The organism is Ruegeria sp. E1 (assembly GCF_056534225.1).
Genome location: NZ_JBQFPE010000004.1, coordinates 17,498 through 35,819, shown reverse-complemented (window position 1 = coordinate 35,819; position 18,322 = coordinate 17,498). Strand labels below are relative to the sequence as shown.

Sequence of the window (18,322 nt, the reverse complement as noted above, 5' to 3'; positions counted from 1 at the left end):
CTCGAAAAGGTCTATTTATGGCCAAACTGTGACGTTGTTCACTAACAACGAGAATCACAGGGTCTATAAACGGTTCAGGTTGTAAAGAGTCCCAAGGAGAAGCGCTATGCGCATTAAATCCACCCTATTATCCGCAGTCTTTGTTTCCGCTGCACTACCATTCGTGGCAGCGACACCCGCAAGTGCGATGTGCACCGTGGCAACTGCGAAACAGTCAGTTTCTGCGAACACCTTGTGCGCTTGTGACGTGGTCAGCTCTCGCATGTTGAAATACATTCAGCGGCGTGCAGATTTCGAAAGCATTCTGGAAAGGACCCAGATCGAATGCCCCGGCTTCGCAGCGGTTCTGACCGATTTGCCGACCGCATCGATCGGCTTTTCAGAACAGCGGTCAGGCGATGGTGCCTCGGATGAAAGCACCGAGCGGGATGATCCCGATCCGGAAACACCTGATAACGACCCAGATCCAGAACGCGATCCCGATCCTAAGGGTGATCCTGATCCCGAAGGCGATCCCGATCCCAAAGGTGATCCTGATCCCGAGGGTGATCCCGACCCCAAAGGTGATCCTGATCCCGAAGAGCCGACGAAGCCTGACCAGACCCCTGACGATGGCACAGAAGGGGGGCCAGGGTCCACGGAAACCAGCCGGTCTATCCGCGAGAAGCGTGAAAGAGCTGACGTCTACAATTCGAAAGCCGACTGGCATGAGGAAAGAGCAAAAGTCCTCGAGGCGGAAGGCGACTTCGAGGATGCAGAATCTCAGAGGCAGCAGTCCGAAAGGTATCGGGACGAAGCCAATGCGCTCTTGGAAGAAGCCCGCAATCTTCAGAATGAAGGTAACGACCATCACGACTCCAATGAGGGCAAAAGCACCCGCCAGGCCGAAAGAGGTGACTGGGGAACAGCCGAAGATATCGGAGGTTAGGACTGCAGTCCGGGGTCAGCTCTTTCGAAAAAAGAGTAAGATGATCTGACAAAGACAATGGGCGGTTCGCAATTGCGGCCGCCCTTTCTTATTTCTTAGGCAAGCGACTTGAAACCCGCTCGAAAGCAAGCGGGTCAGCTGCGTCCGTAAACGCCAACCCAGTTACGGGGTTGATTGGGATCCTGCATCCGCAGGAACAAATAACGCGTCGCTTTCCACGGCTTGATCCGATTGGTCAGATTGTCCAACACCAGATCGCCCTGGCTCGAGCGATAAACCAGCACCGCATGGGCGTTTCTGCGCGTATCCAGTACCGTCGCCAACAACAACTTGCGCGGGTCAATCCCCGCCTTGATCAAGTCGCGTTTCTTCAAAAGGGCAAAATCTTCGCAATCCCCGCCCCGCGATGTGGGCAGCGCCCAGTATTCACGCGTTTTGTACTGAAGCTGGTCGGTCACTTCGCGCGTCGACCTGTTTACTCGGCTGTTGATCTGTTTGACCAACTTCATTTCCTGACTGCTCGGCAAGGATATCGACGCCTTGTTAGCGCAGGCCCAGGAGTATTGCCGACAAAGCTCGGCTGCGCCAGAAGGTGGCGGCGATGCGGATGCCCCCGGGATAAATGACCCGGTCGCGGATGCAGACGTTCCGATCATGACGGACCCACTTAAGAGAGTCGCCGCCAGAACTGCGCGCCAGCCCAACTTTGTGGCGCGCTTCGAGAAAGCGTTCAGTGAAATAGCAGCGGTTTTCATACCTGTCCCTCGATCCTGTTCTATCCAGCGATTAGGCGTAGTTCAGGACCATCCCCGATTTTTGGAAACTATCCGTAAACGGTGTCCATTACGCAATCTTAGGGGACGGTGAGGGGGAAAAGCGGCGGAATTTCGTCACTTTTGGTGGCGATTTCGGTGCAACAAAATGGCGGCGATGGCCACAATTGAAACTTGGCGCCTTTAATCAGGCATCAAATACTTCACATAACCACTTGTAAAATAAATATTTATTAAAGTATTTTTGACACGGAACCACCAAGCCGCGTCAGGTACGCCAGCCCGCAGCCAATGCAGCAATGCGACGTAACGTAAGGCAGAGGTGATTCTTATTCAGTAATCTCGACGACTACCAGTTCGCGCTCGCTCGCCCCGCGGGCGTGGTCCAACGCCTTTTGATATTCGGCCGAATGATAGCATTCGACCGCTGATTCGAGCGTTGGAAAGCGTGCCACAACATTCCGCGGCCTTTCCTTGCCTTCCAGCTGAACATACCGTGCTGCACGTGCAATGAATTCACCACCATGTGCGGCAATCGCAGGTCCGGCTAATTCCGCATATTTCCCATATGCTTCCGCATCTGTCACAGTGACATGAGCAATCCAGAGTGCTGCCATCTTATTCCCCCAATACACGCTCAGCGGCTTTGATCGCGGCCTCAGCGTTTGCGGCGTCTTTACCTCCGCCCTGTGCCATGTCCGCGCGTCCACCGCCGCCCTTTCCGCCCAATTCCGAAACTGCGGCCCGAACAAGATCCACCGCCGACAAGCGGTCGGTCAGGTCGTCCGTCACACCAGCAGCCACAGCGGCCTTGCCACCGGCATCCGCGATAAGCAGGACAGCCCCCGAACCCATCCGGGCTTTATGTTCATCAATAAGTGTCGGCAAGTCCTTGCCCGACACGCCGCTCAACGCCTGCGCCAGGAATTTGACGCCGTTGACGTCCCGCGCCTCGGACCCGCCGCCCTGCCCTGCACCGCCGGCCATCGCCAAATCGCGGCGCAACTGCGCAACCTCATTTTGTAGTGATTTTCGCTCATCCAGCAGAGACTTGACCCGATCAACCACAGCATCCGGCTGCGCCTTCAACTCTAGCGCCACCTGCGCAAGGCGTTGATCCTGCGCGGACAAATAACGAAACGCCTCGTCCCCTGTCAGGGCTTCGATCCGGCGCACGCCGGCGCTGCTGGCACTGTCGCCCAGCACCACAAACGTTCCGATGTCGCCGGTCTGACGCACATGCGTACCGCCACACAGCTCGATCGACCAGGTTTCGCCATCCTGTCCCTTGCCGGTAGGCGCCTTGCCCATCGAAACAACGCGCACTTCGTCGCCATACTTTTCCCCGAACAAGGCCTGCGCACCCAGATCTCTGGCGTCGTCAGGTGTCATGATACGGGTTTCGACGGTCGAGTTCTGGCGGATGAAATCGTTCACCTCACGTTCGACCTTTTGGATTTCGTCCAACGACAAAGCCTTGGAATGGCTGAAATCAAACCGCAGCCGGTCCGCCGCATTCAATGAACCGCGCTGTGCGACATGATCACCCAATGTTTCGCGCAAAGCTTCGTGCAACAAATGTGTAGCGGAGTGGTTGGCCCGAATGGCTGTCCGGCGGGCGTGATCCACCTCAAGCTCGACGGCATCGCCTTTCGACAGGGTTCCGTGATCCACGACGACTTTATGGGCATAGACCTTTGCCTCGGCAAATTTTCGGGTGTCTTCGACACGGGCAACATCATTGCGTTCGTCCAGACGTCGAATCTCACCAGTGTCGCCAATCTGACCTCCGGCCTCCCCATAGAACGGGGTCTGGTTTACGACGACCCACCCAGTTCCGCCCTGTTCGATTTTATCGATCTGCGCGCCATCAACCACAAGGGCCAGCACCTGACCTTCGGCCTTTTCGGTGTCATAGCCCAGAAAATCCGTCGCGCCTGCATTGTCCAGCACATCGAACCACACAACTTGATCCGCTGATTCCCCGGAACCAGCCCAGGCTGCGCGCGCCTTGGCCTTTTGCTCGGCCATCGCGGCATCGAAACCATCCGTGTCAACGGTCCGGCCTTTTTCACGTAGCGCATCCTGCGTCAGATCTAGCGGGAAACCATATGTGTCATAGAGCTTGAACGCCGCATCGCCAGGCAAGGGCGCTCCATCGGGCAGGCCGGACACCTCATCATCCAGCAGCTTGAGGCCACGATCGAGCGTCTGCTTGAATCGGGTCTCCTCAAGCAGCAGGGTTTCCTCGATCAGCGGCTGCGCTTGCCCAAGCTCGGAATACTGCGCACCCATCAACTGCACCAACGAGGGCACCAGACGGTGCATCACCGGGTCCTTGGCGCCCAGCAGGTGGGCGTGACGCATGGCGCGACGCATAATCCGGCGCAGCACATATCCACGCCCGTCGTTGGATGGCATCACCCCATCCGCAATCAGGAACGACGTCGAACGCAGGTGATCCGCAATCACCCGGTGATGCACATTCTGATCGCCATATGGATCAACTCCAGTTACATCCGCCGACGCTTCTATCAGCGTCTTGAACAGATCGGTGTCATAATTGTCATGGCTGCCCTGCAGCAGCGCGCCAATCCGCTCCAGGCCCATACCGGTGTCGATCGACTGCATGTCGAGTTCCACCATCGAGCCGTCTTCGAACTGCTCGTTCTGCATGAAAACGATGTTCCAGATTTCGATGAACCGATCGCCATCTTCCTCAGCCGATCCCGGAGGGCCGCCCCAGATGTGATCGCCATGATCATAGAAAATCTCGGTGCAAGGGCCGCAAGGACCGGTCGGACCCATTTGCCAGAAATTGTCACTGGTTGCGATGCGGATGATCCGGTCTTCCGGCACGCCAACCTTTTTCCAGATCTCGAACGCCTCGTCATCCGTGTGGTAAACGGTGGTCAGCAGGCGGTTCTTGTCGATGCCGAATTCCTTGGTAATCAACTCCCAAGCAAACGGGATCGCCTCATGCTTGAAATAGTCTCCGAACGAGAAATTTCCCAGCATTTCAAAGAACGTATGGTGACGCGCGGTGTATCCGACATTGTCCAGATCGTTATGCTTGCCGCCAGCACGCACACATTTCTGCGCTGTTGTGGCGCGGCTGTAGTCGCGGGTTTCAACACCCGTGAACAGGTTCTTGAACTGCACCATCCCCGAGTTGACGAACATCAGCGTTGGGTCATTGCGCGGCACCAGCGGGCTGGACGCTACCACCTCGTGTCCCTGCTTGGCGAAATAGTTCAGAAAAGTCGATCGGATATCGTTTAGCGTGGGCATTTGGGCTCTCTCAGCGCGCAATCATCTTGTTCGCTCATGGGTTTATCCCTGTCCCCGAGGATAGTCCACAGGATAGACGGATGGCCTTAAGGATAAGCAGGTCTCTCACATCATCGTGCGGGCCCAAAACGAAACAAGGCGGCCCCGTTGGACCGCCCTGCTCCAGGTATTCTCAACAACATCGGGGTGCCGGGGGATTTCTGCTGTTCCCTCACACGCGACTGTCTCAAGCCTCGAGGATATCATCCTCTTCCGCTTGCGGCGGCATGTCGAAGTCCAAACCATGCGCGGCGCGAATCTTATCCTCGATCTCGAAAGCTACACGGCTGTTGTCGCGCAGGTATTGCTTGGCGTTTTCACGCCCCTGCCCGATCCGCTCATCGCCATAGCTGAACCACGACCCCGATTTCTCGACCACTCCGGCCTTGACGCCCAGATCCAGCAATTCACCCATTTTGCTGATGCCTTCGCCATACATGATGTCGAATTCCACCTGCTTGAACGGCGGCGCCACCTTGTTCTTCACGACTTTGACGCGGGTCTGGTTGCCGACAACCTCATCGCGATCCTTGATCGCACCGATGCGGCGGATGTCCAAACGCACCGAGCTGTAGAATTTCAACGCGTTTCCACCTGTGGTGGTTTCTGGGCTGCCGAACATCACACCAATCTTCATGCGAATCTGGTTGATGAAGATCACCATGCAGTTCGAGCGGCTGATCGAGCCGGTCAGCTTGCGCATTGCCTGGCTCATCAGACGGGCCTGCACACCTACATTGCTGTCGCCCATATCGCCCTCAAGCTCGGATTTCGGCGTCAGCGCCGCCACCGAGTCGACCACGACCATGTTCACAGCCCCGGACCGCACCAGCGTATCGGTGATCTCAAGCGCCTGTTCACCCGTATCGGGCTGCGAGATCAGAAGCTCATCCAGATCAACACCCAGCTTGCGCGCATATTGCGGGTCCAGCGCGTGTTCCGCATCAACAAAGGCGCAGACACCGCCGCGCTTTTGCTGTTCAGCAATACAATGCAGCGTCAGTGTTGTCTTACCCGAGCTTTCAGGTCCGTAAATCTCAACAATCCGCCCCATTGGCAAACCGCCGATTCCCAGTGCGATATCCAGCCCCAGTGACCCGGTCGAGCTTGCGTCGATATCCTGCTTGGCATCTTCGCCAAGCTTCATAATCGAGCCCTTGCCGAATTGCCGTTCAATCTGTGCCAGCGCGCTGTCGAGCGCCTTTTGCTTGTCTGCGTTTTTCTTGTCGCTCATCGTCAGAAGATCCGCCATTGTCCTGTCACTATCCCTTTTGTCACACCCTTTGACGGGCGGCAATCGCTGCTTTGTTCGCCTCTTGTTCCTTATGGGACCAAAAGTAGAACATTTCAACAAAAACTTACAAAACTCACTGTTCGGCAATTGTGTTAAAGAGTCGTTTACGACAATCTGAAATCCCGAAGGCGTTGAAGGTAAACCGCTAAATGCTTGTTTTTTATGAAGAGCGCCTGGCACTTTTGTCTGTACCAAAAACCGGCAGCACCGCCTATCAGGCCGCACTGCGGGATCGCGCCGATCTTGTTGTCACCAACCCTCCGGAACTGAAACATGCAACTGTTCGTCGGTTTGACCGGTTTTTTCAAACCATGTTCCAAAAGATGTTCGATACCGAGATCGAGATCATGGGCGTCGTCCGCGAACCGGTCGACTGGCTGGGCAGTTGGTACCGGTATCGCAGCCGTCCAGAACTGACGGGTCATCCGAATTCAACCCACGATCTGGACTTCGACGCATTCGTTCGTGCCTATCTGCAAAAGCCGCGCCCGGCCTGCGCAGATATTGGCAGTCAGGCCGAGTTCTTTCAGACCCGCAGCAATGGCAAGGGGGCCAGCTATGTCTTCCGATACGAGAACCAGGCACAGATTCACGACTTTTTGCAAGAACGTCTGAAAATCAAGTTTGACCTGCCCCGCCTGAACGTATCACCCCAACGTCCGCTCGATCTGACGGAAGACACTTTGCAGCGCTACCGCGACGCTCATTCGGATGAGTTCAGGCTGCACGAAACTGCGCGATAGACGCATCAGTTGAGTTGCTGAAACACTGCCTCGGTCAATTGTGTCAGCGAGAAGGGTTTGGGCAGGAATGTGGAATGCACCATCTCAGGCCCTGCCTCGCCAAAGGCCCCTTCGGTGTAACCAGACATAAAGATCACACGGACTTCCGGACGGGTCTCCAGAGCTTTCCGAACCCATGTCGGGCCATCCATTCCGGGCATGACAACATCAGTGACGAACGCATCCACAATCAGGTTTTCATCTTCCAGCAGAGTTAAGGCTTCTTCGGCAGACCCCGCCTCAAGCACTGTGTATCCCTTTAATCGAAGCGCCCGTGTGGCGAAGGCACGCACCGGGGCCTCATCTTCGACCAGGAGCACAACGCCTTCGCCCTGACGCGGTCCTTGTTCGGGCCGTGTTTCCTCAACTTCGGGCTCCGAAGGTTTGGCGTCAGCGCAGACCGGCAAATAAACCGTAAACTCGGTGCCACGGTGTAGAATGCTGTCAACAAAAATGAACCCACCGGTCTGCTTCACGATACCGTATACCGTGGACAGGCCCAGACCTGTGCCTTCGCCGGTGCGCTTTGTCGTATAAAACGGCTCGAATACTTTCTGCAGCTTGTCGGCGGGAATGCCGATGCCGCTATCAATCACCTTGACGGTCACATATTCGCCCGGCTGAACGGTCGCCCGGTCGCGTGTTACCGCCTTATCGAGGGATAGCACTTCGGTTTCAATACGGATCTCTCCGCCCTCGGGCATCGCGTCACGGGCGTTCACCACCAGGTTCATCAGAACCTGTTCCAACTGACGTTTGTCGGCACGAACGGGTTTCAGAACCGGATCGTGGCTGAGGATCAAACGGACTTTTTCTCCGACCAGTCGGTTCAACAGGTGGATCAGATCAGAAATTGTATCGCGCAGGTCCAGCACCTCGGGTCGCAGGTTTTGTTTGCGAGAAAACGCCAATAGTTGACTGACCAGAGCTGCGGCACGATTAGCATTTTGATTGATTTGAACCAGATCGCCATAATTTGGATCGCTCTGATCATGGCGCAAAAGCAAAAGGTCGCAATGGCCAGAAATCGCGGTCAACAGATTGTTGAAATCATGAGCAACCCCACCAGCCAGTTGTCCGACCGCCTGCATTTTCTGCCCCTGCACGAACTGCGCCTCAAGCGTCTTGAGCTCGGTTGCATCGTTAAGAACAGCGATCAGACAAACCTGACCGTCGCGGATGAACCGCGATAAGGTAACCTGAATAAAAACGTCCCGGTCCTTGCGACTCAGGCGCAGGAATTCCGAGTGCGGGTGCGTTTCCTGCTCGGCTGCGGCAACCAGCCAATCCACAATAGAATGTCCCAGACCATGCATGATCTCGGCGATATTTCTCTTGCCCGAGAGATCTTCGCCAACCAGTTGCGCCGCCAGAGGGTTCATTTCGAGAATTTCACCCTGCGGCGACAAACATAGGATCGGCACCGGCAGAGTGGCCGTTGATGAACCGGAATAGATACCTGACATGTCTTCGACCGGCAGAAGCACGATATCGCGCAAGCTGCCACTACGGTGCAGCGTCGAAATCAGAACCGGTTGGGTTCCGTCTGGTCCCTGTATGGTTGTCAATATGCCATCTCGGCAAGTCTCAGGTGGCATGAATTCGGAAAGACGCGCGGGGCACCGCCCCAGAATGGTCTCTGCCGCAGCGTTTGCGCTAAGCACCACGCCGTTCCGGTCCACTGAAAGAACCGGCAGGGAAACAGATTTCCAGCACGGCTCGGTCTTTATGCCGATGCGCCAGCGATAGAGATCCGGTCCCAACTTCGTTGCAGTCATCGAAACCGACCGATTTCGGGTTGCCGCCTGTTCCTGTGCATTCCCCTGGAAACCGGCGCGCGATTGGAGGCGCAACAAAATGGCCGAAGGGTTCGCAAACAAGGAACGCAGGCATTGATCTAGCGCAGCACCTGCTCTGGCCTGAAACCGCGCTTGGGCCTGGGTGTTGGCGACCCGAATCCTTCCCGAGGCATCGGCTATGACGCACGGATCGCTTTCGTGCTCGGCCAGAGAGGACAAAACACCAAGAACACGCTGGTCTGCGAGTCGATCTAGCAACAAGCACATCATCAGAACGAACGTTGCAACCAGAAAAGACAAGCCTGTTGCGATCAAACCGGTGTTCCAATTTGTCGGTAGGATCAGAAAAGCAGGCAGAGAACATAAACCCACTGCAACTAGAAACAAAACCGCACCGCGCCAACCGATGGATCGCCATCGATGGGATGGGATAAAAGTAGAGTCGATCATGTCGGACATTAATGCTCGGGTAATAGTCTTTTCGACGTTAATGTGCCCTAAATAGTTAATGACACATTAATTACGCAAGAATAATATTCTATTTTGAGTTGTTTTACTGTGATTAATTTCGCGTCAAATGGGCAGTAAAGAAGCCGTCGGTCTCAAGCGAGACCACCCATTGGCGGCGAAGGCCCGTGTACCAATCAGGGTATTCGGCCAGAAACCCATCCAGAACCCGATCATTTTCCGCAGCCAGAACCGAGCAGGTCGCATAGGCCAGCAATCCATCGCGCACAACCAATTGTGCAACGGATCGCAAGATTTCTAACTGGGTACGTCCGAGCCGTTCGAGCCCCTCAGATGTCAACGCCCATTTACCGGCGGGTGCCCGCCTCCATGATCCGCTACCGGAACACGGAACATCCGTCAAAACCACATCAAAGGTGGGCTGCTCCGAAATCTGATCCGATGAGAGGAGCGTAATGTCGACCCCGGCCCGTTTGGCACGCGCTGGCAAATCGCGCATTCGGGCCGGATTGGCATCGTGGGCAAAGACCTGAACACCCTCGCCGCGTGCGGCAATCGCCAATGCCTTGCCTCCACCACCCGCACAAAAGTCCAACACGCGCATACCCGGGTGCAACGGCAGGGCCGACACGACCGCTTGGCTGGCCGCATCCTGCAGTTCAACCAGCCCGGAAAGATATGCTTGGCTTCGGGCGATCCGACGCGCGCCGTCCGTGACCTCAAGCGCGGTTTCACAGGCCGGATGGGGGTGCGTGTGGATTTCTTCCGCCGCCAGCGCCTGTATGGCCTGCTCCACATCTACTTTGGCCAGATTAACACGCAGGTGCACCGGCGCACGGGATTGAAGCGCCTGCGCAGCGGCGATGGCCTCGCTGCCGAGAGACGCTGAAAACTCTGGCCATAGCCACTCGGGAATATCGAGCCGCTCGGCTTCGGTCGCAAACTCGCGACCGGTTTCCCCGTCACGGATGGACGCCGGAGCGTGACGCCCGCCATTAAACAGCGCCAAGGGATCAGCACCGATCGCGCGCAGCGATCCGATCATCAGACCACGCCCGGTCTCTGCACCACCCAGCGCAGCAAAGGACCGGCGGCAACGGATTGCATCAAACACATGGTCCCGGACAGCGGCACGATCCTTGGATCCCGCGAACCGACTGCGACGCGCCCAACCTGTCAGAGCTTTCTCGACAGGAGCGCCTGACAGAATATCGTCAAGAATTTCGATCGAGGCCTGCACACGGGCGGCGGGTGTCATGACAATATCCGTTTCTCGGCATCTGAGTGATGGTGCCCCTGCATCCCAGACTCGTTCGCAGCTTACATGATCCGGTAATTCGGGCTTTCACGCGTGATCTGCACGTCATGCACATGGCTTTCCTTCAGCCCTGCACCAGTGATCTTCACGAAATTGCAGTTCCGCCGCATCTCATCAACGGTGGCGCAACCGGTGTAGCCCATCGCCGCGCGCAGGCCGCCGACCAACTGGTGAATAACCGCATTGGCTGAACCCTTGTAAGGCACCTGCCCCTCGATCCCTTCGGGAACCAGCTTGTCACTGGCGGCATCTTTCTGGAAATAGCGATCCGCTGAGCCACGCGCCATGGCACCAAGGCTGCCCATTCCACGGTAGGATTTGAAGGATCGGCCCTGATAGAGGATCACTTCACCCGGGCTCTCATCCGTGCCCGCGATCATCGAACCGACCATGGCACAGGACGCACCCGCCGCGATGGCCTTGGCGAAATCGCCTGAGAACTTGATGCCGCCATCCGCGATCACCGGAACGTCACCCGCAGCTGCGGCGCAATCCATGATGGCTGTCAATTGCGGCACACCAACACCGGCCACCATCCGCGTGGTACAAATCGACCCCGGTCCGATGCCAACCTTGACCGCATCCGCACCCGCATCGATCAACGCGCGTGCGGCCTCACCGGTTGCCACGTTACCCGCGATGATCTGCACCTCATTCGACAGCGTCTTAGCGCGTTTGACGGCATCCAGAACGCCCTGCGAATGGCCATGCGCTGTGTCCACGACGATGATGTCGACGCCTGAATCCACCAGTTGCTCAGACCGTTCAAAACCGGAATCTCCAACCGACGTTGCCGCCGCCACGCGCAGACGGCCCAGTTGGTCCTTGCAGGCGGTGGGGTTTAGAACCGCCTGTTCGGTATCTTTCAGGGTCAAAAGACCCGTCAGCTTGCCCGCGCCATCCACAACCAGCAGCTTTTCTATCCGGCGCGCGCGCATCAGGCTTTTCGCCTCTTCCAGATCGGCGGGCTCTTGCAGCATCGCCAGATTTTCCGAGGTCATCATCGCCTTGACCGGAGTGTCGTCAGAATTGGCAAATCGCATGTCGCGGTTTGTCAGGATACCAACCACGCGGCCTTGTTCATCAACGACGGGAAAGCCGGTAAAGTTGTAGCGATCAACCAAGGCCTGCGCATCTGCAAGGGTCTGATCAACACGCAATGTCACGGGATTGTAGACGATGCCCGATTCAAATCGTTTCACACGACGAACTTCGCGGGCCTGCTCCTCGACCGAGAGGTTCTTGTGGACCACGCCAATCCCACCCGCCTGAGCCATGGCAATGGCCATACGCGCCTCGGTCACTGTATCCATGGCCGAGCTGAGCAATGGGATGTTCATCGAGATCTCGCGCGTCACGCGCGTGGTCGTGTCCGCAGTGGACGGCAACACCGTAGATGCGCCCGGAACAAGAAGAACGTCGTCGAAAGTGAGTGCCTCACGAATCTGCATTTGATCACCCCATGCAAAAGCCCGTTTGACGGCGACCCTATGGCATGGATTAACCCCAAGGAAAAGCCCTTGCCGTCAAGTTGTTGCCTCCGCGCGCCAATGCCGCGCCGGAAAACGACGCAAGCCGTGCCAATCGTGCCGCTGATAGCCCTTTCCCTTTGCGCACAAACTCATATCTTGCGCGCAACACGCGCGAATATAAGGCAGGCCTTACATGACCACCGATCCTCTTGTCGTCTTCACCCCATCGGGCAAACGCGGGCATTTTCCTGTCGGCACACCGATTTTGACCGCTGCCCGTCAGTTGGGCGTTGATCTGGATTCGGTTTGCGGCGGGCGCGGGATTTGTTCGAAATGCCAGATCACACCCAGCTATGGTGAGTTTCCCAAGCACGGCGTCACCGTGACCGAGGACGCGCTGAGCGAGTGGAACGCGGTCGAGCAGCGTTATGACGACAAGCGGGGCCTGAAACCCGGTCGGCGTCTGGGCTGTCAGGCTTCGGTTCAAGGCGACGTGGTGATCGACGTCCCGCCCGAAAGCCAGGTACACCGTCAGGTCGTCCGCAAGGCCGCCGCCGCGCGCGCCATCACGATGGACCCCGCCACGCGGCTGTATTTCGTCGTCGTGGAAGAGCCCGACATGCATTCCCCCACCGGCGATCTGGAACGGCTGGAGCGCGCCCTGCGGGAACAATGGAATATCGACGCCGTCACCGCCGATCTGTCGCTGATGTCCAAGCTGCAGCCCGTTTTGCGCAAGGGCAAATGGGAGGTCACAGTCGCCGTTCACAAAGGTCACAAGGATGAGGTCGCGCGCGTTGTCGAAATCTGGCCGGGTCTACACGAGCAAGGGCTTTACGGGCTGGCCATCGACCTCGGCTCGACCACCATCGCGGCCCACTTGACCGATCTGGAAACGGGCGAGGTCAAAGCATCCTCGGGCCTGATGAACCCGCAGATCCGTTTCGGCGAAGACCTGATGAGCCGCGTGTCCTATTCCATGATGAACCCCGGTGGCGATGCCGAGATGACAAAGGCCGTACGCGAGGCGATCAATGATCTGGCCACCTCGATCGCGGATGAGGCCGGGATTGATGCCGCTTTGATCGTGGAAACCGTTTTTGTCTGCAACCCTGTCATGCATCATTTGTTGCTTGGTCTCGATCCGGTCGAGCTGGGTCAGGCCCCCTTTGCGCTTGCCACTTCCGAGGCCATGTCCCTGCCCGCCCGCGAAATGGACCTGACCACAATGAACCCGCGCGCACAGGTCTATATCCTGCCCTGTATCGCGGGCCATGTGGGCGCAGACTGTGCCGCGGTGGCCTTGTCCGAAGAGCCCGGCAAATCCGAAGACCTCGTTCTGATCGTCGATGTAGGCACGAACGCCGAAATCCTACTGGGCAATACCAGCCGCGTTCTGGCTTGCTCGTCCCCCACCGGTCCGGCTTTCGAGGGCGCGCAGATCAGCTCGGGCCAGCGCGCCGCGCCCGGTGCGATCGAACGAATCGAGATCGACCCTGTCACAAAGGAGCCTCGCTTCCGCATCATCGGATCTGAGAAATGGTCTGATGAAGAAGGCTTTGATCAGGACATCGCCACCACCGGCATCACCGGCATCTGCGGCTCAGGCATCATCGAAGCCGTGGCTGAAATGCGCATCGCTGGCCTACTGGATGAAAGCGGCCTAATTGGCTCTGCCGAACAAACCGGTACCGAGCGCTGCATCCCCGAAGGCCGCACCCATGCCTATCTGATCCACGACGCCAGCGCCGAGGGTGGGCCTCGGATAACCGTCACCCAAGGCGACATCCGCGCCATTCAGCTTGCCAAATCGGCGCTGTATGCCGGCGCGCGGCTGCTTATGGACGAGATGGAAGTCGATAAAGTTGATCGCGTTGTGCTGGCCGGGGCTTTCGGCGCGCATATCTCGACCAAACACGCGATGGTTCTGGGCATGATCCCCGACGCTCCGCTGGACAAGGTTTCCAGCGCGGGCAACGCCGCAGGCACCGGCGCACGGATCGCGCTGTGCAACATCGGCGCGCGCGCCGAGATCGAGCGCGTCGTGCGCGAAATCACCAAGGTCGAAACCGCCATCGAGCCCAAGTTTCAGGACCATTTCGTCGCCGCCAACGCCATCCCGCACAAGACCGATCCGTTCCCCGAGCTGGCTCAGGTCGTCACCCTGCCCGCGCCATCGTTCAACACCGGAGGGGATGAGGAAAAATCTGGCCGCCGTCGCCGCAGGAGGTCATAGTTCCCTTCAGGGGGGGCCGAACATGCAGACTATCAATGGCGATCAAGAAGAGTTCTGGGGCCAGTCCGAATTGGGCAAATGCTGGCTGACCTTCGAGGATCAGTTGGACCAGCTGTTTACGCCCGTTCTGGACCTCGTACTTGACCGGGCTGGCTTGAGCGAAGGTATGCGAGTGCTGGATATCGGTTGCGGCACGGGGGCCAGTTCGCTTGAAGCATCCCGGCGGGTTGGGTCGACGGGCGACGTTCTGGGTCTGGATATTTCTCAACCGTTTCTGGATCGTGCCCGTCTAAGGGCTGCGAGGATGTCAAACCTGTCGTTCGAATATGCGGATGCGCAGGTGGCTGACCTGACATTTGGAAATCGCGATGCGGTTATCTCACGCTTTGGCGTCATGTTCTTCGAAGATCCGGTCGCGGCGCTCGCCAATATGGCACGGGCGCTGAAACCCGGAGGGCAAATGACGTTTGCGGCATGGGGTGGTTTGTCCGAGAACCCATGGTTCAAGGTTCCTCATGTGGCCGCGGTTCAGCGTTTGGGTCAACCACCCAAGGTAGATCGGAACGCGCCCGGACCACTTGCGTTTCACGATCGGGAGCGGGTCGCCGGTCTTATGCACCGCGCCGGGTTGACCGATATTCGTGTCGACGCCGTCCCGCTGCACCTGACCGGACCGGCGGACGTTGGTGAAGCTGCTATACTTTGCACGCGCGTTGGCCCTGCTGCCCGTGTAATAGCGCATTTTGATGGGTCGGCTGACGACCTCAGCGCCATCCAAAGCAGCGTCGCTGAGGTGCTTGCCCCGTTTCACACATCTGAAGGCACGCGCATTCCTGCGGTCATCAACCTGCTTCAGGCCCGTCTTCCCGGATGATCAGGCTGCCGTCAAATCCTGCGCCAGCATCAAGGCATTTCCATCAGGATCATAGAATGTCGCTGTACTGACCATCCCTTCGACGGTTTCGGTCGGACCATCAAAGCGCACACCGGCCGTTTCGAGCGCATCGCGGGCCGTCGCAATGTCCGCGACACCAAAGACGGGCACGGTGTTGCCCGGCGCTGGTTCTGCCTGCTCACCCAACCCAAGCGTCACGCCCGGAGTTTTGGTCTGCAACTCGCTCCACCCAGCTTCGTCGATGTGATGCACCAATTCAAACCCTAGCTTTGCCTGATACCACTCGGCGCTGAGGTGGCGATCCCGAACGGAAATGGCAAGGGTGATCGTGTTCTCCAATGAAACCAACGCCATGACGCCTTCCTTTCTGACTAAAATAAAGCTACTATACTTTATGGACATTAGCACGCTTGTCAACCTGACATCCCGGGCATGGTCGCTGAATATACTGGCGTCGATACATTCCGGCGTTCCTGCGCGTCAGGCACCGCTATTGGCGGCAACCTGCGCCAGCCGCACTTCTTTTGCCAATAGCTTGAAACACCTTGTCGAACTGAATCTTCTGGAACGAAACCCCGGCCATGGCCATCCTCTGCGACCCGAGTTTCGCCTGACCGCAACGGGCATCAAGGCCGCAACCATTGCTGATCGGATCACGAATGCCGTTCCGAATGATACCGAATTTGCCCTGTTGCGCCGAAGCTGGACCGTTCCAATCCTTGCACTGACGGATAGGCCGCAACGGTTTTCCGGTATGAAATCCTCGCTTATCAGGATCACGGACCGGGCATTGTCTTCATCGTTACATCAATTGGAAGAACGCGATTGGATACAGCGCGATATCGATACGTCCGAGCGTATGCCCTTTCCTACCTATCGCGCAGTGAACGCCGGGATTGAGGTGAATCGCGCAATCGGATTGACGGAATAGATTGCCGTCCAAACAAGAGGCTGAAAAAAAGGCCGGGCAATTGCCCGGCCTATTTGGCGAGTTAATTTCCGGATCAGGCGCGGCGACGACGGCCACCGCCGCGACGGCCACCTGCACCACCGGCAGCACCAGCCTCGTCCGGCGCTTTGTTGAACTTGATCCATGCCCCGCCATGCGGGTCATTGTTGGTCAACAGGTTGGCGGCGCGAATGGCCTCCATCTCTTTACCGGCGCGCGGCAGGGTCGAGCCCAGACCAAACAGCTGGCAGAAGGTCTCGTCATCCATATCCGCCGGCAGAACGATGCCCTTGGCCTCAACCTCAGCCTTTTTCTCGGCCAGTTTCTTGGGCCCAACAGGCAGAGCAACGGGGTTCATGATTGCCGACGTCATACCTGCGCCCATCGCCATCGGCAGGAACGCGTTGTTGATGCCGTGACGGTTCGGCAGACCGAACGAGATGTTGGACGCGCCACATGTGGTGTTCACACCGAGTTCCTCGCGCAGGCGGCGAACCAGAGCAAATACCTGCTGACCGGCAGTTGCCATCGCACCGATGGGCATGACCAGCGGGTCGACCACGATGTCATGCGCGGGGATGCCGAAATCGGCGGCGCGCTCAACGATCTTCTTGGCCACGTCAAAGCGCACATCGGGATCTTCGGAAATCCCGGTATCGTCGTTCGAGATCGCAACGACAGGAACATTGTACTTTTTGACCAGCGGCAGAACCAGTTCCAGACGCTCTTCCTCTCCCGTGACCGAGTTCAGCAACGGACGGCCTTCAGCCGCTTCCAAACCGGCTTCCAACGCACCCGGAACCGAAGAGTCGATGCACAGCGGCACATCAACCAGACCCTGTACCAGCTCGACGATCTTAGTCATCAGCGGCGGCTCGGTCTCGTTCGGATTGGGGTTCGAGTTGTAGACAACGCCCGCGTTGATATCCAGAACGGTGGCACCCGCTGCGACCTGCGCAATGGCATCTTTCTCGACGGTCGAGAAATCGCCTGCTTCCAGCTCGGCAGCCAGTTTCTTGCGACCGGTGGGATTGATCCGCTCACCGATCACGCAGAACGGTTCGTCAAAGCCCAGAATGGCGGTTTTTGTTTTTGATTCGACGACTGTACGGGTCATGTCCGGTCCTTAGGAGTTTGCAGGCTTTGCCGAAGCGCCGCCATTTTCGATCGCCCAGTTGGCGTTGGTCTTGATACCACCCAGCGGGAAGAAGTGCACGTTGGTGATGTTGAAGTCAGGATTGGCCGCCTTGTGGTTGGCCAGTTCGGTCAGAACATCGGTGGGCTCGTAGGGCAGCAGCAGCTTGGACACATCCATGGCGCGCTTCTGCAGAACCTTCAGCGAGGGGCCAACACCACAGGCGATAGCGAATTTAATCAGAGTCTGCAGTTTGGCCGGACCAGCGATACCGATGTGGATCGGCAGATCAATACCGGCCTCTTTCAGGCTGTCAGCCCAGGCGATGATGGGCTTTGCGTCGAATGCAAACTGGGTAGCCAACGCCATTTCAGCATCAGTGGTTTCCGAGAATTTCTGTTTCCAGCGAAGCGCGTCATCAACATTTTTGGTCGAACCGTCGGGATCGATGTCCTTGTTGCCCTCGGGATGACCGGCAACATGCAAGCGCTCAAAACCTGCCTTGTCGAACAGTCCGGTTTCCAGCAACTGCATCGAACTGTGGAAATCTCCATGCGGCTTGTCTACGCCACCCGCGAGCAGCAACGCCTGCTCGACGCCCGCTTCACCCTGATACATCGAGATCCAGTTTTCCAGCGTGGCTGCATCCTTGATGATCCGCGCCGGAAAGTGCGGCATGACCGGATAACCTTCGGCGGCGATGCGCTTGGCGGTCTTGACCATATCCTCGATCGGGGTGCCCTCGATATGGGCGATGTAAACGCGAGTGCCTTCGGGCAGCAGCGCGCGGAAATCCTCGACCTTTTCGGCGGTGCGGGGCATCACCTCGATCGAATAACCCTGCAGGAAGGCTTCGACAGTCGGGTTTACCGGGGCCTTTGCGGCCGCATCACGTTTCTTGAAGTTCAGCAAAGCCATCGCGGCCTCCCATAAAGATTTCGGG

The 18,322-nt window shown here is 57.6% G+C and carries 15 protein-coding genes; 5 read left to right on the top strand and 10 right to left on the bottom strand.

Annotation, left to right across the window (positions count from 1 at the left end):
* Nucleotides 1–106 precede the first annotated feature (106 nt).
* The gene (locus ACR0FG_RS05635; protein WP_480890957.1) at nucleotides 107–928 is read left to right on the top strand and encodes a hypothetical protein; all 822 of its coding nucleotides are present in this window, start codon (nucleotides 107–109) and stop codon (nucleotides 926–928) included.
* Between the two features lie 134 nt (nucleotides 929–1,062).
* Here ACR0FG_RS05635 and ACR0FG_RS05630 read toward each other — a convergent pair whose 3' ends face one another.
* The 4 genes from ACR0FG_RS05630 to recA all read right to left on the bottom strand — a co-directional run bounded on the left by ACR0FG_RS05630 (nucleotide 1,063) and on the right by recA (nucleotide 6,283).
* Nucleotides 1,063–1,584, bottom strand: a complete 522-nt coding sequence (locus tag ACR0FG_RS05630) for a transglutaminase-like cysteine peptidase (protein WP_480891487.1) — start codon at nucleotides 1,582–1,584, stop codon at nucleotides 1,063–1,065.
* 446 nt (nucleotides 1,585–2,030) lie between these two features.
* Nucleotides 2,031–2,318 carry a DUF1330 domain-containing protein gene (locus ACR0FG_RS05625; protein WP_480890954.1) on the bottom strand — a complete coding sequence of 96 codons (288 nt, stop codon included), beginning with the start codon at nucleotides 2,316–2,318 and terminating at the stop codon, nucleotides 2,031–2,033.
* 1 nt (nucleotide 2,319) lies between these two features.
* Nucleotides 2,320–4,992 carry an alanine--tRNA ligase gene (gene alaS, locus ACR0FG_RS05620; RefSeq protein ID WP_480890952.1) on the bottom strand — a complete coding sequence of 891 codons (2,673 nt, stop codon included), beginning with the start codon at nucleotides 4,990–4,992 and terminating at the stop codon, nucleotides 2,320–2,322.
* Between the two features lie 226 nt (nucleotides 4,993–5,218).
* The gene (gene recA / locus ACR0FG_RS05615) at nucleotides 5,219–6,283 is read right to left on the bottom strand and encodes a recombinase RecA (protein WP_170711576.1); all 1,065 of its coding nucleotides are present in this window, start codon (nucleotides 6,281–6,283) and stop codon (nucleotides 5,219–5,221) included.
* A 191-nt stretch (nucleotides 6,284–6,474) separates the two neighbouring features.
* Here recA and ACR0FG_RS05610 point away from each other — a divergent pair, with 191 nt between their 5' ends.
* On the top strand, nucleotides 6,475–7,068 hold the full coding sequence (locus ACR0FG_RS05610; RefSeq protein WP_480890950.1) for a sulfotransferase family 2 domain-containing protein: 594 nt from the start codon (nucleotides 6,475–6,477) through the stop codon (nucleotides 7,066–7,068).
* 5 nt (nucleotides 7,069–7,073) lie between these two features.
* Here ACR0FG_RS05610 and ACR0FG_RS05605 read toward each other — a convergent pair whose 3' ends face one another.
* The 3 genes from ACR0FG_RS05605 to guaB form a co-directional block, all read right to left on the bottom strand.
* Nucleotides 7,074–8,885 (bottom strand): ATP-binding protein, encoded by a 1,812-nt coding sequence (locus tag ACR0FG_RS05605; protein WP_480890948.1) that lies wholly within the window; start codon nucleotides 8,883–8,885, stop codon nucleotides 7,074–7,076.
* 583 nt (nucleotides 8,886–9,468) lie between these two features.
* Complete coding sequence (locus tag ACR0FG_RS05600; RefSeq protein ID WP_480890945.1) at nucleotides 9,469–10,632, bottom strand: RsmB/NOP family class I SAM-dependent RNA methyltransferase; 1,164 nt, start codon at nucleotides 10,630–10,632, stop codon at nucleotides 9,469–9,471.
* 62 nt (nucleotides 10,633–10,694) lie between these two features.
* Nucleotides 10,695–12,143 carry an IMP dehydrogenase gene (gene guaB, locus ACR0FG_RS05595; protein ID WP_170711580.1) on the bottom strand — a complete coding sequence of 483 codons (1,449 nt, stop codon included), beginning with the start codon at nucleotides 12,141–12,143 and terminating at the stop codon, nucleotides 10,695–10,697.
* Between the two features lie 214 nt (nucleotides 12,144–12,357).
* On the opposite strand from guaB, the gene ACR0FG_RS05590 reads away from it, so the two are divergent.
* Both ACR0FG_RS05590 and ACR0FG_RS05585 read left to right on the top strand, forming a co-directional pair.
* On the top strand, nucleotides 12,358–14,400 hold the full coding sequence (locus ACR0FG_RS05590) for an ASKHA domain-containing protein (protein WP_480890943.1): 2,043 nt from the start codon (nucleotides 12,358–12,360) through the stop codon (nucleotides 14,398–14,400).
* A gap of 22 nt (nucleotides 14,401–14,422) precedes the next feature.
* Nucleotides 14,423–15,274, top strand: a complete 852-nt coding sequence (locus tag ACR0FG_RS05585) for a class I SAM-dependent methyltransferase (RefSeq protein WP_480890941.1) — start codon at nucleotides 14,423–14,425, stop codon at nucleotides 15,272–15,274.
* Here ACR0FG_RS05585 and ACR0FG_RS05580 read toward each other — a convergent pair whose 3' ends face one another.
* Nucleotides 15,275–15,649, bottom strand: coding sequence for a VOC family protein (locus ACR0FG_RS05580; RefSeq protein ID WP_480890940.1), 375 nt, complete (start codon nucleotides 15,647–15,649; stop codon nucleotides 15,275–15,277).
* A 40-nt stretch (nucleotides 15,650–15,689) separates the two neighbouring features.
* Here ACR0FG_RS05580 and ACR0FG_RS05575 point away from each other — a divergent pair, with 40 nt between their 5' ends.
* Complete coding sequence (locus ACR0FG_RS05575) at nucleotides 15,690–16,226, top strand: winged helix-turn-helix transcriptional regulator (RefSeq protein WP_170711584.1); 537 nt, start codon at nucleotides 15,690–15,692, stop codon at nucleotides 16,224–16,226.
* A 73-nt stretch (nucleotides 16,227–16,299) separates the two neighbouring features.
* Here the strand turns inward: ACR0FG_RS05575 and ACR0FG_RS05570 are convergent, their stop codons facing one another.
* Together ACR0FG_RS05570 and ACR0FG_RS05565 are read right to left on the bottom strand one after the other, a co-directional pair.
* Nucleotides 16,300–17,361, bottom strand: coding sequence for a methyltetrahydrofolate cobalamin methyltransferase (locus ACR0FG_RS05570; protein WP_170711585.1), 1,062 nt, complete (start codon nucleotides 17,359–17,361; stop codon nucleotides 16,300–16,302).
* A 9-nt stretch (nucleotides 17,362–17,370) separates the two neighbouring features.
* Entirely contained in the window at nucleotides 17,371–18,297 is a 927-nt protein-coding gene (locus ACR0FG_RS05565; RefSeq protein WP_480891485.1) for a methylenetetrahydrofolate reductase, read from the bottom strand.
* Between the last annotated feature and the right edge of the window lie 25 nt (nucleotides 18,298–18,322).